Annotated in this window: 11 protein-coding genes; 9 read left to right on the forward strand and 2 right to left on the reverse strand. The window is 52.4% G+C overall.

Going from position 1 to position 16,359, the window contains the following annotated elements:
• Positions 1–158 precede the first annotated feature (158 nt).
• Positions 159–1,220 carry an ABC transporter ATP-binding protein gene (locus NO345_RS18010; RefSeq protein WP_256301598.1) on the reverse strand — a complete coding sequence of 354 codons (1,062 nt, stop codon included), beginning with the start codon at positions 1,218–1,220 and terminating at the stop codon, positions 159–161.
• 182 nt (positions 1,221–1,402) lie between these two features.
• Here NO345_RS18010 and NO345_RS18015 point away from each other — a divergent pair, with 182 nt between their 5' ends.
• From NO345_RS18015 to NO345_RS18035, 5 genes are all read left to right on the forward strand, one after another.
• Positions 1,403–3,097 (forward strand): thiamine pyrophosphate-binding protein, encoded by a 1,695-nt coding sequence (locus NO345_RS18015; RefSeq protein ID WP_256301599.1) that lies wholly within the window; start codon positions 1,403–1,405, stop codon positions 3,095–3,097.
• A gap of 64 nt (positions 3,098–3,161) precedes the next feature.
• On the forward strand, positions 3,162–4,346 hold the full coding sequence (locus NO345_RS18020; RefSeq protein ID WP_256301601.1) for an aminotransferase-like domain-containing protein: 1,185 nt from the start codon (positions 3,162–3,164) through the stop codon (positions 4,344–4,346).
• 176 nt (positions 4,347–4,522) lie between these two features.
• Positions 4,523–5,983 (forward strand): aldehyde dehydrogenase, encoded by a 1,461-nt coding sequence (locus NO345_RS18025; protein ID WP_256301603.1) that lies wholly within the window; start codon positions 4,523–4,525, stop codon positions 5,981–5,983.
• A gap of 205 nt (positions 5,984–6,188) precedes the next feature.
• Positions 6,189–7,169 carry an amidohydrolase family protein gene (locus tag NO345_RS18030; RefSeq protein WP_256301605.1) on the forward strand — a complete coding sequence of 327 codons (981 nt, stop codon included), beginning with the start codon at positions 6,189–6,191 and terminating at the stop codon, positions 7,167–7,169.
• Positions 7,170–7,277: 108 nt separating this feature from the next.
• Positions 7,278–8,045: an IclR family transcriptional regulator gene (locus tag NO345_RS18035; protein ID WP_256301607.1), complete on the forward strand. Its 768-nt coding sequence runs from the start codon at positions 7,278–7,280 to the stop codon at positions 8,043–8,045.
• A 437-nt stretch (positions 8,046–8,482) separates the two neighbouring features.
• Here the strand turns inward: NO345_RS18035 and NO345_RS18040 are convergent, their stop codons facing one another.
• The gene (locus tag NO345_RS18040; protein ID WP_256301609.1) at positions 8,483–10,441 is read right to left on the reverse strand and encodes an archaea-specific SMC-related protein; all 1,959 of its coding nucleotides are present in this window, start codon (positions 10,439–10,441) and stop codon (positions 8,483–8,485) included.
• A 1,485-nt stretch (positions 10,442–11,926) separates the two neighbouring features.
• On the opposite strand from NO345_RS18040, the gene NO345_RS18045 reads away from it, so the two are divergent.
• The 4 genes from NO345_RS18045 to dmpG all read left to right on the forward strand — a co-directional run bounded on the left by NO345_RS18045 (position 11,927) and on the right by dmpG (position 16,209).
• Entirely contained in the window at positions 11,927–12,712 is a 786-nt protein-coding gene (locus NO345_RS18045; protein WP_256301611.1) for a 2-keto-4-pentenoate hydratase, read from the forward strand.
• Between the two features lie 553 nt (positions 12,713–13,265).
• Positions 13,266–14,033, forward strand: a complete 768-nt coding sequence (locus NO345_RS18050; protein ID WP_256301612.1) for an IclR family transcriptional regulator — start codon at positions 13,266–13,268, stop codon at positions 14,031–14,033.
• 216 nt (positions 14,034–14,249) lie between these two features.
• On the forward strand, positions 14,250–15,191 hold the full coding sequence (locus tag NO345_RS18055) for an acetaldehyde dehydrogenase (acetylating) (protein WP_256301614.1): 942 nt from the start codon (positions 14,250–14,252) through the stop codon (positions 15,189–15,191).
• Positions 15,184–16,209 carry a 4-hydroxy-2-oxovalerate aldolase gene (dmpG, locus tag NO345_RS18060; protein WP_256301616.1) on the forward strand — a complete coding sequence of 342 codons (1,026 nt, stop codon included), beginning with the start codon at positions 15,184–15,186 and terminating at the stop codon, positions 16,207–16,209. Before NO345_RS18055 ends, dmpG begins: the two co-directional genes overlap by 8 nt.
• Positions 16,210–16,359 lie beyond the last annotated feature (150 nt).

A 16,359-nucleotide genomic window follows, 5' to 3' on the forward strand; every position in this document is an offset into this window, starting at 1 on the left:
TCTATTGCTGTATGTTAGATGTTCGCCCCCTCCAGAGCGCGAGACACGTGTCGGTGCAATTGCCCACAAGGAGTTCATCAGTAGTCATGAGCCAAAGACATCTCACGTGATGCGTGATAATACCGTCCGTGTACGGGGCCCACCACTGCTCGGCTGTCTCAATCGAAGACAACCCCCCCATTTTCATCGAATGAAACCGAGACGGCCTCCCCCTCGGTGAAGGTATGGTCGGTTTTGTAATCAGTCACATCGATTTCTGATACTGAATCAACTTCCGGTGATACGATGTACTCCACGTGGTCACCTTGGAAGAACCGGTCCACGACTTCCGCGGTGAGGACACCTCGGTCATCATCGTGCAAACGCACGCTTTCTGGACGAACCGATAACCTCACTTCCCCGGTGGTCGTGTTTCGTTTCGACTCCCAGATTGGATCGGCGATTCCATCGACAAATACGCTCACAGTGTCTTCTGTGGTTTCTGCTCTCCCCTCAATGAGGTTCGTGTCACCGATGAAGTCCGCGACGAACGCATTTGCAGGATTGTTATAAACCTCCTCTGGGGTTCCAACCTGTTGGATAACGCCGTTGTTCATGATTGCCAATCGGTCAGAGAGTGTCATTGCAACCTCTTGATCGTGTGTGACGTAGAAGAAGGCGCCTTCTACCTCGCGCTGGATTTTCGCGAGTTCGACCTGCATATGCTGGCGGAGCTTCCGGTCGAGTCCGGAAAGTGGCTCGTCTAACAGGAGGACATCCGGATTGTTTACTAGTGCACGCGCGAGTGCAACACGCTGCTGTTGTCCGCCGGACAGTTCGTTTGGATTCCTGTCCTGGTAGCCCGAAAGGTCCACTAGTTCAAGGATTCTAGAAACACGCGCTTCTCGCTCATCCGCTCCGACACCAGATTTCTTCAATCCGTACTGGATGTTCTCTCCGACCGTGAGGTGTGGAAAGAGCGAGAGATGCTGGAACACCATGTTGGTGTTCCGTTTGTTCGGTGGCGTTCCAGTGACATCAGTCCCCTCGATGAAGACACTGCCGTCAGTCGGAGTTTCGAAACCGCTAATCATTCGCAGGCAAGTCGTTTTCCCACATCCGGAGGGCCCTAGTAGAGAGAAGAACTCGCCTGCTTCGATGCGCAGCGTTACGCCGTCCACTGCGACTAATGAACCGTACTCCTTCCTAACGTTATCTACCCGAACCAGGGCATCTGCCATACTGACGCGATTGGAACCCATCATGATAAAGTTATGCCAGCAGGCTCTCCGGAACTACTTGACTCTCGATGCTGCTTGGTCCGATACATCGATCGAAGACGTTCACCAGTTCATCAGAATTTTTGAGATTGCCGCTATCTCACCCACAGATATATACCGGTAGTGGAAGGACAAACGTTACGATGGCCCAAGAAGACGGAACTAGCGGCGCGAATCGATTCGTCGAGGCATTGGAATCGTACGATGTCCCGTACGTCTTCGGGAACCCTGGAACGACGGAGCTACCGCTAATCGAAGCAGTGTCAGCTAGCAATTCTTGCGAGTACGTGATGACACTCCAAGAAGACATTGCGGTCGGCATGGCTGCGGGGTTCGCGAAAACGAGGACGTACCACTCACATACGGACGAGTCGGTCAATCCACTAGGAGTCGTCAATCTGCACGCTGCCCCAGGACTCGCACACGGCTTAGGGAATCTGCACGGAGCCAGTTACGCTGGGGCGCCAATTCTCGTCACAGCAGGAATCCAAAGCAGAGGATTCCAGCACGAGGAGCCGATTTTAAGCGGAGACATGGTCGAGATGACTCGGCAATTCACAAAGTGGAGCGCGATGGTAAACGACGTCGACGCGCTCCCGGCGATGACCCGTCGTGCAGTCCGAACAGCGCTCACTCCCCCGACGGGCCCAGTGTTCTTGGGATTTCCACTCGACGTCCTCAATGAAGAGACGGATGCACCCATCGAACCGCTCGGCACGATCCCAGAAGCAGGTCGAGGAAACCGAGCTCAGATTCAGGACGCAGCGTCGTTGCTAGCTGATGCAACTGAGCCAGTAATGATCACTGGCGATGGAATTGCTAGATCCGGTAGGGAAGCAGTCGACGCAGCTGTGGAATTAGCTGAAGCCAGTGGGACTCGAGTCCATGGAGAGATTCTTGCAGCGGAGGTCTCGTTCCCCGGTACCCATGAACTGTGGCACTCTTTCATCCCGCCAAGTGAATCCACCGCAAGGAATCACATGGACACTGATACTTTACTGCTCGTCGGCTGTTCGACGAATACCACTATCACAGCCTATGAATCGCCATTGATTTCGGATGACACCACCGTCATTCATGTCTCCGCAGATCCCTCGGAGGTTGGGAAGACCACTCGAGCTGATGCAGCAGTGGTCGGTGACCCAGGTGATGTACTCACAGAGATGGCGCAGTTGGTTCGAGATGAGGTTGGCGATGAGGAACGTATTAGGCGGAAGGAACGCGTACAAGAGTATATCGAACGGACGAATGGTGCCACCGAGAGCACGACGGGTGATGAAGACTTCGCAACGAGGGCGACGTTCGTCGATAATCTGCGGGAAGCGGCTCCGGATGCAAACCTAGTAGACGAGAGTATCACGACGAAATACGTACTCATCGAGCGCTGGCCACTTGAGCCAGAGCAGTTCCTGTCGACGAAAGGAGGCGGTCTGGGATACGGACTACCCTCTGCAGTAGGAGCAGCGTTTGCTGAAGATCTTCGTTCAGAGCCCGAGGATGTCGTGGGAGTCATCGGTGATGGTTCATTCCTTTACTATCCGAACTCTCTGTATACAGCAGCCAGATACGGTGTCGACTTGACTATCGTTATCCCCGACAACCGTAGCTACGCTGTCCTGAAGCAGAATACAGTTGACGTCGTCGGCGGAGATTCCGCCGACCACGACTTCAAAGGCATGGGAATCGAGATGGAGCCAGCTGTTGACATTGGACAGATGGCGGAGAGTCAAGGGGTCTCCCAGTGGTTCGTCGAGGACCCAGATCACATCACCCCGTCGGTAAGGGAGGCCGTTGAGACACCTGGCCCTTCCCTCGTTGACGTGCTTATACAGGACTGAGAGTCCACCTCCTATCGCTCTTATGGCGAATTATTTATCTGGGGAGAAGATACACACCAATGCGATGGATTACGAGGAACATCTAGCGACTCGAGCCCGTGAACTCGAACCCGTCGAAATTCGGAAGGTAGTCGACTTGATTGACGGAGAAGACGTGATTCCGCTGGCCGCTGGCTGGCCGAACGCCGAAACATTTCCTTCGAAAAAACTCGCTGAACTCGCTCAGGAATCGTTGCAGGATGAGAAAACATCCATGCTACAATATGGAGTTACCCAGGGGGAAGACAGACTGAGAAAGAAGATTGCTGAGAGATTGCGAACTCATTGGAACATGTCTGTCTCTTCGGATGAGGTGATGATAACGAGCGGGTCCCAGCAAGCACTGTATCTGATCGGCAGAGCACTACTTAGTGACGATGATACTGCAGTCGTCGGTGCACCAACGTACGTGGCGGCACTCACTGCTTTCGAGAACCTCACTGACGTCAGATACGTCACAGTGCCGCTTGACGAGGATGGCCTTGATATTGAGTATCTTGACCGGCAATTAGAGGAGAAATCCCCATCCCTCGCGTATGTCGTGCCCTCGTTCCAAAACCCAACCGGCCTTACGATGAGTAAGTCTCGTCGGCACCGTCTCGTGGAACTTGCCAAGGAACATGACTTCCTTATCGTCGAAGATTCCCCGTATGCCGAACTGAGCTTCGAATCAGCACCTCCACAGCCAATTGCGAGTATCAACCGCAGCAGGACTATCTATCTCGGCTCTTTTTCGAAAGTATTGGCTCCAGGGCTCCGTGTTGGGTGGCTAGTTGCCCCGGAGGAACTGATTCAGACGTTCAAGCTCCTGAAGCAGCCGATTGATCTTCATACGAGTACGGTCTCCCAGTCGCTCGTATCTGCTTATCTGGAATCTGGAGATATTGACGAGCAGATCGAACGGATCAGTGATTTCTATTCCCAGAAACGGGATTTAGCACTCGATACCATGGAAAAATCGATGCCAGAGTACGTAGAATGGACTCGTCCAAGAGGTGGGATGTTTCTCTGGCTCACTCTGCCAGAACGGTATGATACTGAGGAGCTCTTACGGAGCGCAATCGACGAAGGTGTGGCGTTTATTCCAGGCCACGCGTTCTATGCGAGCGATCCTCAGCACAACACTCTCCGCGTAAATTACACCTTCGTCGAAGATGAGGCACTTACGACTGGCATTGAATTGCTCGCTAAGACGATTCGTAACTTCTAGGCTTGTTCTTCACAGTCTTGAGAGTCTCGAAGCGAGGTCACCTCAGCAGTGCGAAAGATACTCCAAGTCGCTGATTCAGTCTACGAGGAAGATTTATTGACAGTGATTGTGTCTACTCACAGAATGGCAGCGAAGTACAGAGCGTTTCCCATCCCAGTGCACGAGGTAATAGTCCAATGAGACAGGTGTCAGGACACTATATCAACGGACAGTTCGTCGAACCAAATTCCGGAGCATATTTCGAAAGTACTGATCCATACGATGGAGATGAGTGGATTGAGATCCCGAGAGGGAATGCCGAGGATGTTCGTGAGGCTGTCGAATCAGCCCGGTATGCTGTCTTCGAAGGCGAATGGAGCAATGCAACCGCGAGCCAGCGAGGCAATTACCTCAGTCAGATCGCTGATCGTGTTGAAGCCAAGGCTGATGAGTTGATTGATTGTGAAATTCGTGACACTGGTCGCCCGAAAAACGAAATCAGTGGCGCAATCAGGGCACTGCCCGCCTGGTACCGCTACTACGCTGGACTTGCGAACAAAATACAGGGTGAGACCATTCCAAACGATGGTACTGCGGAGGTATACACTCGCAAGGAGCCAGTGGGTGTCGTTGGAGCGATTACACCATGGAATGCTTCCACAATGTTAGCCACGTGGAAGCTCGCCCCGGCAATTGCAGCCGGTGCGTCGGTCGTGTTGAAACCGGATGAACGGGCATCTGCTGCAGTACTCACGCTCGCAAGCGCAATTGACGAAACTGGCCTCCCAAATGGAGCTGTAAACGTCGTTACCGGCTTTGGAGAGGAAATCGGTTCCCCCCTCGTCACACATGATTCGGTTGACAAGGTTAGTTTCACCGGGGGCCCAAAAACGGGCGCCACGATTGCAGAACAAGCTGGAAGGAATCTCAAACCCACTGTCATGGAACTCGGTGGAAAGAGCCCGAATATCGTTTTCGGTGATGCAAACCTGAATAACGCAGCAGAAGGTGTGATTGATGGTATCTTCAATGCGGCTGGACAGTTCTGCGCAGCTGGTTCGCGAGTTCTCGTACAGGATGAAATCCACGATGAGTTCGTTGACGAACTCGTGAACAAAGCTGACGGCCTGGTCTTGGGTAATCCACGAGATGAGGTGACAGACATGGGGCCGTTGGCTTCCCAAGCACAGTTCACACAAATTGACCAGTACGTAACCAAAGCACAGGAAGCAGGAGCAAGACTCGAATATGGTGGCGGCCCCCCCGAAACTACTCTTGCAAGTGATCTGTTCTACGAACCTACGATTCTCTCTGATGTTGACCCAGACTCGACGCTTGCCCAAGAAGAGGTCTTCGGGCCTGTTTTGGCCGTTATCAAGTTTTCAACCGAATCTGAAGCAGTGCGTATCGCGAACCAAACGGACTTTGGGCTCGTTGCGGGGATCTGGACTGGCGACGCTCAGCGCGGCCCTAGGTTGAGTACCAAAATCAGAGCTGGAACTGTCTGGATTAACACGTACCGGATGATTGGGCCCCAGTATCCGTGGGGAGGAGTGAAACACAGTGGATGGGGCAGAGAAAACGGCAAGAGCGCCGTAGATGAATTTTTAGAGACGAAGACAGTGTTCATGGAGTACGGAGAGACAGGAGCAGAATAGCGATCTCTCATCCAGGTATTTCGGAAGGTAGTTCTATGGGACCGGCACGTTCCTACTGACATCACGTTCTGGGACTGTTCTGCCCCTATAAATCACTCGCATCTCCTCCCCATTCCTTTAATTGCACATATCTTGGATTAATTTCTATGAATGTGGAAATGATACTTTCCAAAAGTATTAGTAACGGCGACATAGGTTCTGAACCATGGTCCAAGCCATAGACGTGCATAACCACTACTATCCAGAGAATTATTTGGATGCACTTGACGACTCAGAGGGTTCTTATTCCCTCTCGTCAGACGAAGCCGGGCGGGATGTAATCGTGTCGAACGGTTCACGGGTAGTTACGCTGACCCCGCCAATGACCGACCTTGCCGTTCGAAAGCGGCACATGGCGGATGCAGGAATTGACCAGCAGCTCCTCAGCGTCAGTATCCCGAACATCGATTTCCTCGAAGGAGAAGCCGCGCTCGAACTAGCACAAGTCTCCAACGACGCCTACGCTGAAATTCAAAAAAATCATGACGAGTTCTACGGGCTTGCTTGCGTCCCACTTCGAACTCCGGAGCTAGCTGTCGAAGAAGCACGCCGTGCCATCGAAGACCTCGGTCTCAAGGGAATCAACATCGGGTCGAATATCAATAACCAACCGCTGACTGCGAATCGTTTCAGGCAATTTTTCGAGGCGGTCGACGAACTCGATGTACCACTATACATCCATCCGATGCCCCCAGCGAACGTGGATACGATGCAAGAACATCGACTTGCACCGTTGGTCGGCTTTGAAAATGACCTGACGTTGGCGATTACACGACTCATCTTCGATGGCGTCTTAGAGGAGTTCGACCTCGACATCCACGTTTCACACCTCGGTGGAACGATTCCATTCCTCGTTGAGCGACTCAATAACGGATACCAAGCGTATCCGGAGTGCCGTGAAAACATCTCGAAGAAACCCGAGCAGTATCTCCGCGAAATTTATTATGATACTGTCTCGTTCCATGAACCCGCGTTGGTCTGTACGATGGAATCCGTTGGCGCGGACCAGCTGCTCCTTGGGTCGGATTATCCCCATGTGATCGGCGATATCAACAGAGCGAAGGCGGATATCGAGAACCTGGAGATATCACATTCAGACCGAATGAAAATCGCTCATTCGAATGCAAAAGATCTCTACGACCTGTAGAAGCTATCAATTCAGTATCCGGTGGAATAGTAGAATCATTCGAACAAACATGCGAACCCGTTCGAATGATTCGAATGCTTTATGATGGCGTGTCCCATGGTTTTGGCCATGAGTCAGGAAGACCCGTCCCGCCCCGTCACAACCACGCAGAAATCATTTGAAATCATTGAGGAGCTCAAGGCTGAGGACGAGCACACACTTATTCAGCTTAGCAAGAGACTCCCATATTCGAAGAGTACCATTCATAGACATCTCGAGACCTTAGTGAGTACCGGCTACGTGCTCAAAGATGGGAATTCCTACCGACTTAGTCTGAGATTCCTGAATCTCGGTATTCAGGCACGACGTGCGAGGGATCTCTTTCTGGTGTCAAAGTCTCACGTCGATAAACTGGCTGAAAAGACCGGGGAGCGGGTCTGGTATATCGTTGAGGAAGACGGCCATGCAGTACACGTCTATGGGAACGTTGGACAGAATTCGGTTAAATCGAATATTTCGATTGGTGACTACTCGCCGCTTCATTCACTCGCCGCAGGGAAGGCGATTCTGGCGTATTACCCAGAAGAGAACGTTGATAAAATAATCACAAAGCATGGACTGCCGAAACAGACGGAAAATACGAAGACGACTCGTGATGAGTTGTTTACCGAACTGGAAGAAGTCCGCGAGCGGCAGGTCGCATTCAATCGCGAAGAATCCAGTCGACATCTGTTCGCGGTTGGGGCTCCAATCCGTGACGAGGATGGTGTTTCGTTAGGGGCGATCAGTGTCTCGGGGCCTGCGAGGCGACTCAAAGGAAAGAAGTTCGAAGAGGAAATTCCCGAGTCACTCCTTGAGGTCACGAACGAAATCGAGATCGATCTTCTCTACGACTAACTGTTCGAAAAAGTCGAATACTGGTTTGGTTTGTGTTACATATATATTGGTGTAACATTTTGACTTTCTGCTCACGAATAGCCGTATAGAGATCAAATGGGCTTCGGGTCATTCGAAATAGTCGAACTGTATCTCCTAACTTTACCTCTTGTTGGAATGGTTCATCTCCTCAGGAAGTCTACGGAATACGTGCTGTCGATGCGCCAGTCCTCGATTCAGAACAAAATCTTCTGGGATCTATTTGTCTTGCTGGGCCATGTGGTCGCATCGACGACGAGCGCTTCTCTGACGAGTTTCCATCGCTGATCAGTGAGCGCGGAACCCCATCGAAATCAACGCTGAGACCAACGCGTCCGAAACGCACAGCATCTAAGAGGAACGTCGTGGACCGAAACGCCAGCAAAGCCCGGCATCGACATGTCTGGAAACTAAGTATCTTATATATCTGTAATAATCTGTTTCCCAGCGTCGACTGCACTCGCGTCTTCGGGAAGAAGTGCGATAATTAGGTAATCAGGATAGTCTGCGAAATATTCGATGATCTTCGCGATCCGGTTCGAATCGATTGCTTCCAAAGAGTCCAGTAACATCACTGGCACTGTCTCATGGAGATCGTGTACAAGGTAGCCAGCAAGGGCGACGACAAGCCCGACGACCTCGCGTTCGCTCTCACTGAGCGTGTCGACCGTCCCCTCGTAAGCTTCACCGGAATCTGCCTCACGGACCACGTGAAGGTCGAAAACCGTCTCCTGAACTTTCTGCCGCCCCTGCCGTGTCTCTTGTTCTTGCCGTTCTATCCAGATACGGGCGATGTTCTCGTACTCAAGTATCTCCAGAACCTCCGCCATATGACTGTTGAACTCTTCAACTGCATTTTCTTCAAGCCGGTCGATCCGAGTCCGTAGCTCATCAAGTTCATCGACAACCTGGTTCCGGCGATCCTTGTACTCTTCCTTGTCGTCAACCATGGACTCTATCTCATTGATCTCAGATTCTACCGAGTCGAGCTCTGTTTCTTTTTGTTCGAGTTCCAACTCAACACGATTTGCCTGCTTGTGGAGTTCGAGTACTTGATCGTAGTCCGAAGACTGCTCTTGCTCAACGGCCGCCTCGAGTTCCTCGACTTCTTCGTGGAGGGTCTCGCGCCGTTCCTCCAGTTTTTCGACCCGTTCTCGCTTCGAATCGAGTTGGGTATCAATCTCGGCAAGCCTGTCATCGAGTTTGTCGAGCTCATCTTCGACTGTCTCAATCTCTGTCACACGCTTTTTCTTCTCGTCAATTTGGTCCTGAATGGTCTGACGCTCATTCAGCTTCTCTTGCCGGAGCGAACGGAGTCGGTTGAGCGTTTCATCGATGTCGCTACGGGAAACCTGTGAGCCACACGTCCAGCACGTCACAGCGTCATCGCTTTCGAGTAACTGGTCCGTGAGAGCACCATCATTTTCTTGATCGCTCTTCTCTTGAAGGACAGATGCGATTTCACTATCCGTTCCGTCCAGCATTCCCTCATTAAACTGGATGATGCTCTGAAGCTCGTTCATTTGAGCGTTCACCCGACGTTGGCGCTCACGGAGCTCATCAAGGTCGTCATGAAGGGCGTCGATATCGACGCTGGTTCGACCAGTCAGCTCCTCTCGCCGGCCGCTCTTCTCCTTCCGCTCGGACTCCAGTGAGTCGATCGTCTCTTGCACCGTCTCGAGTTCGAATCGGATATCCTCCAGCTGTGACCGATGATCTTTCAACTTATCGAGCTGCTCTTCGATGGCCTCCTTTGATTCCTGTTCTGAGACGATGTCACCGTCAGCTTGCTCGATTTCATGTTCCAGCTCTTCGAGACGCTCTTCACGCTTGGAGATAGCGGACTGAAGCTCCTGTTTCCGCCGTTCAAGACCAGTGAGATCCCGTTCTCTTTCTTCTATTTTGGAGACTTTTTCATCGAGGTCTCGTTTTTCAGCCTGAAGGAGTTCGATCTCGGCTTCTATCTCGGCAGTATCGATTGGCCGGGTAAGGAGTTCGTGGAGGTTCTCTCCACGAGCTGCCACCTGCCGTGCTTCGTTATCTTCGAGGAGGAATGCGAATAGTTCTGCAGTTTCCGGGTCATCGAGATAGCCAGGTTCTTTAGCGTTGACCGTACCGTGCTGGCGTTCGAAGCGTCGTTCGACTATCGTCTCTCCAATATCAAGTTCAACACGCCCTTTCTCTGCATTACCTTTGAGCGTGTATTGGTCGCTACCCATTACTGCCATCAATGCTTGAAGGAACGAGGTTCGATTAGTCGCGTTTCGACCTTCAAGGATAGTGACGCCCTCGGAGAGGTCGACGGTAGTCTCTGAAATCCCACCAACGTTCTCTACGTGGAGGGAGAATTCTCCTTGCGCAGATTCTGAATGAGACATAGCTGTATGTTTCAGTGATAGCTATTAGGCCTTTTGTTTACTGACTCATTCTCGCGTTAATCTGTTGGGCTGTGATAATCTTCACATAGCACCTGCTCGAAATCCATCGACCGCCACATTCTTGCCAGACGAAACGAATATGGACCAGAACTTTCGGAACGCCAAAATTTTTAACATCTGTTTTCTGTAGGGACTTGAGTGTCGACTCTGTGGCCAAAGCAGCTCTATACTGGAGTGAATAGGTGGTGCCATGAGCATTCTCCCGACGTCCCCTATTGACTTTTCTTCTGGGCCAGGTACAGGCAGACCGTTTTTGCGATGTTGATATACTGTATAGTGGGAGATAAAGTCGGCAGAGAGCGACTCGGCATCGACACCTGCACTTTCTATCTCGGTCGCTTTCGGGTCGTCCTGACGGTGAGTTTGCTGGTGTGAAGTGCCTCATAGACAGGAGTGTTACTCCACTCAAGGCGACTGGCGTTCACGGTAGTTCATTCGGATACGATCCACTTTTTGTTCAACATCTATGTGAGGTTTCGCACACTCGTTCCGTCCCCCCACTCTCTGGCTAACCAATGATCGACATCGGAGAGTCAACTCTATGTCGTAACACGCCCAAGCTTGCAACAGATGTCTTCGTGTTTACTCATCTACCTGTGTTAGTGTGGTACAACCATGAAGTTGTATCGTATGTTTTCACCCGCTTAATATCCCTAGCAAAAAGGAGTTCGCACTCGCCTCATTTTTTATACTGGGCCAATTATTTTCCGAGAATTATACACAGTACAATCAAAATTTCTCGTCTGAAGGTTTTACAGTACTATGTTTGTAACACACGTTTCTTGGTGTGCTGTTTTTACAGTACTATGTTTGTAACACACGTTTCGTAGTACTACTACACTTGCGGGAGAAGCGGCACCATGGTCTATTATAAGGGAGTACGAGATCGGGCCTCCAAAGTGGGTAAAGAACACACTAGCACCCCCGTTTTCTAATATTAAACATATCTATAAGGCCATTTTGCCATATTGGACAAAGGCTGTCACCGAAAAACGTATCTCTAGCCAGCGGTCTACCGGCGGGGACCGTTCGCTGCGTACAAATCTGATTGAAATTTCAGGGAGAACGCCAGAAGAAAAGTAGGTTCATATCTACCGTATCTGGATTGGTATTCCTTGAGCGATAGCCGGTCATGGTTTCTCGTTTGCCCACTTGGCTGCTACCATCATCTGTGCACCCGACTGGACCGTCCACGGGAACTTCTGTGGACCCGTAGCTGGCGAGGAAGGATCTGCTTTCCGAGAGACTGTGTGAGACTTTCGGGTGTCAACCGCCATGGTCCGTGTTTTCAATTCGAAAATTGCTATCTGGTCTCAATTCCTCTGTATGAATCATAAAACGGGCGCATACACCGCACGTCGAAGCCGACGTTCAGCATATAGGAAGTGACCGTGGTTTTAAGTCCTCCCGCAATATCCTGTAGACATGCCAGTCTCAGAGGAAGAGAAAGAAAACATAGCCATATCACTCTACGAGGCATTCGACAGTAGTGTACCGATAGACCGGCCAACCGGGGAATATAATCTCTCCATTGCCGACGCGTACGATATTCAGTCGCGGTTCGTTGACCACCGCATCAGCGATGGCGCGACTGTAGTAGGGCACAAAATTGGATTAACGAGCGAGGGAATTCAGAATCAACTGGATGTCGACGAACCGGACTACGGCCGGCTGCTGGATACAATGTACATTGTTGACGGAACGATTCCGATGGAGGACCTAATCCAGCCCCGCATTGAACCGGAAATCGGGTTTCTCATGGAGAGGGATTTGACGCCGCCGGTGACGCAGACTGACGTTCTCGCTGCCACGCGGAGTGTCATTCCAGTCCTCGAAATCATCGACAGCAGGATTCGAGAGTGGGACATAAACATTCAGGACACTATAGCCGATAACGCCTCGTCGGCACTCTACGTGACTGGCGATGCGACAACTTCGGTCGATGGCATAGATCTCTCTCTAGAGGGGCTGAAAATCCACCGGAATGGCGAACTCGCCGGTTCGGGAGCCGGGGCAGCCGTGCTGAATCACCCGGCCCGCGCCGTCGCGTGGCTAGCGAATAAACTCGAAGGATACGACCAACGCATCAAGGCTGGCCAGTTGGTTCTGAGTGGGTCCATTACACCGGCGGTAGGCCTCCACCCTGGTGCGACTATCACAGCTGAGTTCGCATCGCTCGGAACAATAACCATTGAGGCCAGTGACAAGTGATGAATTAGTGGTGTCGTTGTAGCAGAAAGAAACCGACCATTGACATGGGGGATGTATAGTAAGAAATCGTCTCAAGCCTAGCTTTGTTCCTCTTCGACTGTATCTCGGCGCTTCAACTCGCAGTTAGGAGACGTTGACCGCCGGTACCATTCGGTTTTGATATAGAAAACAGCGGTGGGGGGATATTTAGTCCCGTAGGGGTCCTCCACCTGAAGTCACCATAACCAAGTTCAGGGGAACGTGGCTCTCGGTACCCACGCGTGCCGCGAGCTCGCTTCTGCCAACCTCAGCGAGACATACCCCTGAGCGTTCTCTCTACAGTTTAGCGGTATGGATGAGACGGTTGGTGTATGGATTTCCTGCAGCGACGAGTGCAACAACCCGGGCAGCAATATCCCACTAGACCGGATATCGAAACAGGTGCAGGTAGAAGGATCGAACTGTGTCCGCGCCACTTGCTTCGTGCTATCCTGCTGGTAGCACCTGAAGCATCTCAAAACCGGGAGTTTTCATAATCAAAACGATTATGATGTGGGGTATCATAGCGGATGTCATGGATGACAAAGCAAACCACCCTGTGAAGACCACGCAGAAGTCCTTGGTAATACTCGAGGAGTTGTTGGGACGAGACGGCGCCCGAATCAGTGAACTCGCTTCGGAACTGGACATGACGAAGGGAAGTATCCATAACCACGTGAGCACACTCCGCGAAAAAAGGTACGTCGTCAAGGACGAGGATACAGATATCTACCGGGTAGGTCTTAAGTTCCTCACTATGGGCGGAAAGGTCAGAGGGCAGTACGACATTTACAAATTCGGACGACCAAAGATCGACCGCGTAGCTAACGAGACAGGGCATCTGGCGAACCTGATGGTCGAGGAAAACGGCCTCGGAGTGTATCTATATCAATCGCGGGGCGATCATGCCGTGAATCTAGATACCTACACGGGCCATCGCATTCGGATGCACAATATCGCCATTGGGAAGGCTATCTTAGCTCACCTTCCCCAAGACCGCGTCGAAGCGATTCTAGACCGGTGGGGGATGCCGAAGGATACGGACAGGACCATCACCACGCCTGCCCGCCTTTTCGGCGAACTCGAAACTTTTCGCGAGCAGGGGTATGCGACGGAATATCAGGAGCGGACAGAGCGACTCGCCTGTATCGGTGCACCGGTCACCATCGACGAGACCCTCCACGGGGCGCTCAGCGTCTCTGTCCCGGCGAAAAACGTCGACTCCACCCAGTTCGACGACGATCTGATAGACACGGTCCTACAAACGGCGAATCAGCTCTCTTTGGATATCAAGTACGCCTGAGTGCGGGCCAGCAACCGGCTGCCGTGCACTCGCCGTGACTATCGGGGCATCATGTCTGCTCAGAATGTGCTTCGACAACCGCAAGATGAGAATTCCCACTGGGATTTTAGCCTACAAACGGAACAAACCGGCGTTATCAACACTCAGAGTGCCGGGATTCGGAGAACATTTTCCTGACCCCAATTGTTTTATCCGTGCATAGAGATTTCTGGCTATATGCCGACGAAAGCAGCCATTGTAGGACCAGGTAATATCGGAACCGACCTGATGTATAAAATTGTTGACCGTTCTGATTCGATAGAAATTGAGAGGATGATTGGAATCCTTCCGACGGAGGAGTCGGACGGTCTCCAAGCCGCGGTCGAAGAAGGAATAGGGGTAGGAAACAACGGAATCGAGAGTCTGAAAGAGCACGCAGATGAGATCGACATTGTGTTCGAAGCAACGAGCGCAGGAATTCACGAGCAGCATGCCCCGGTCTATGAGGACCTTGGGCTGTTCGCAATTGATCTCACACCCGCTGCGGTGGGCCCTTACGTTGTACCGGCCGTCAACTTCGACGAAGCGTACGGTGATACTCAGAACATCAATATGGTTACCTGTGGTGGACAGGCGACGATTCCGCTTGTTCACGCCGTTGACCGCGTCACAGATGTCGAGTACGGCGAAATGATTTCGACGATCGCGTCGAAGAGCGCAGGTCCCGGGACTAGACAAAATATAGATAAGTTTACACAGACGACGTCTTCAGGGCTTGAACACGTTGGCGGTGCAGATGAGGGGAAGGCTATTATCGTCTTGAACCCGGCCGAACCACCAATTATGATGCGCAATACCGTCCACACGATGGTCAACGAGAGTACGAGCATCGAGGCAGTTCGCGACTCTGTGGCCCGCATTGAAGCGGAGATACAGACGTACGTACCCGGCTACCAGATAACGATCGAACCGACCGTCAGAGACGACGAAAACGTCGGGTTCGATCTCGACGATTCCATCGTCCTCACAATGACGCTCGAAGTCGAGGGCGAGGGCCAGTACCTGCCGCCTTATGCCGGGAATCTGGACATCATGACGAGCGCTGCGCTTGGGGCGGCGGAACGGGTCGCCGAACGGTCTGGCGACGCGGGACCTCTCGGGGGTGTGGCTGATGACTAAGAACCCGCGCATTGTCGACATGACGCTACGGGACGGAATGCACGCCGTCGACCACCAGTTCACTCCGGAGCAAATGGCGGACGTCGCCACGTCGCTGGACGCCGCGAACATGGACGTTATCGAGGTCTCCCATGGCGACGGCATGGGCGGATCGTCGATTAATTACGGAATCTCGGCTGCTGACACGGAGGCCTACCTCGACGCCGTTGCGCCCGAACTCAGCGATACCGAACTTTCGGTGTTGCTCCTCCCCGGTATCGGGACTATAGAGGAACTCGACCTTGCCATCGACAAAGGGGCTGACATATGTCGAATCGCGACCCACGTCACCGAGGCCGATATCTCCCAGGATCACTTCGAGTACGTCAACGAGCGGGGGCTCGAGGCTAACGGTCTACTGATGCTCTCCCACATGGCCTCACCAGAAACAGTACTAGAACAGGCCGAGCTGATGGAAGAGTACGGGGCAGACGCTGTCTATGTCATGGACTCGGCCGGCGCGATGGTTCCGTCGGACGTCCGCGACCGTGTCTCCCTGCTCGCGTCGGAACTCTCCATCGACGTTGGCTTCCACGCCCACAATAACCTAGGACTGGCTATTGGAAACTCGCTAGCCGCACTTGAAGAGGGCGCGGTGACAATCGACGGCTGCTTGCGCGGCCTTGGTGCCGGGTCGGGGAACGCACAAATAGAAGTGCTAGTTAGCGTGCTGGAGAAGTCAGGATACGACGTCAACCCGGACGTGTTTGGCGTCATGGACGCTGCTGGGGATACGCTCGTTCCGATGCTGGACGCGGACACAATGCCAACACTCGATAACGATTCGCTCACGCTCGGCTACGCGGGCGTCTACTCATCATTCCTCCGGCACGCTAGAAGAGCCGCCGACGAGTATGATCTCGACCCGCGGGAGATCCTGGTCGAACTCGGCGAAATTGGCGTCGTCGGTGGTCAGGAGGACATCATCACTGACGTCGCCGACCGCCTGGCCAACGAATCGACGGGCGGAAACGACTGAACATACCCGACTGAAGTGCATAGAGGACGGCCGACGCAGACGGGAGTCGAGGAGAGGCAGCCGTTCCCTCAGACGCAAGTAGCCACCGCCTCATTCCCGCGAATATCGTTGCCGAAACAGAAATATTAAAATCCGAAGAGCGTGGGATCC

The sequence above is a fragment of the Haloarchaeobius salinus genome (assembly GCF_024464185.1).
GTDB lineage: Archaea > Halobacteriota > Halobacteria > Halobacteriales > Natrialbaceae > Haloarchaeobius > Haloarchaeobius salinus.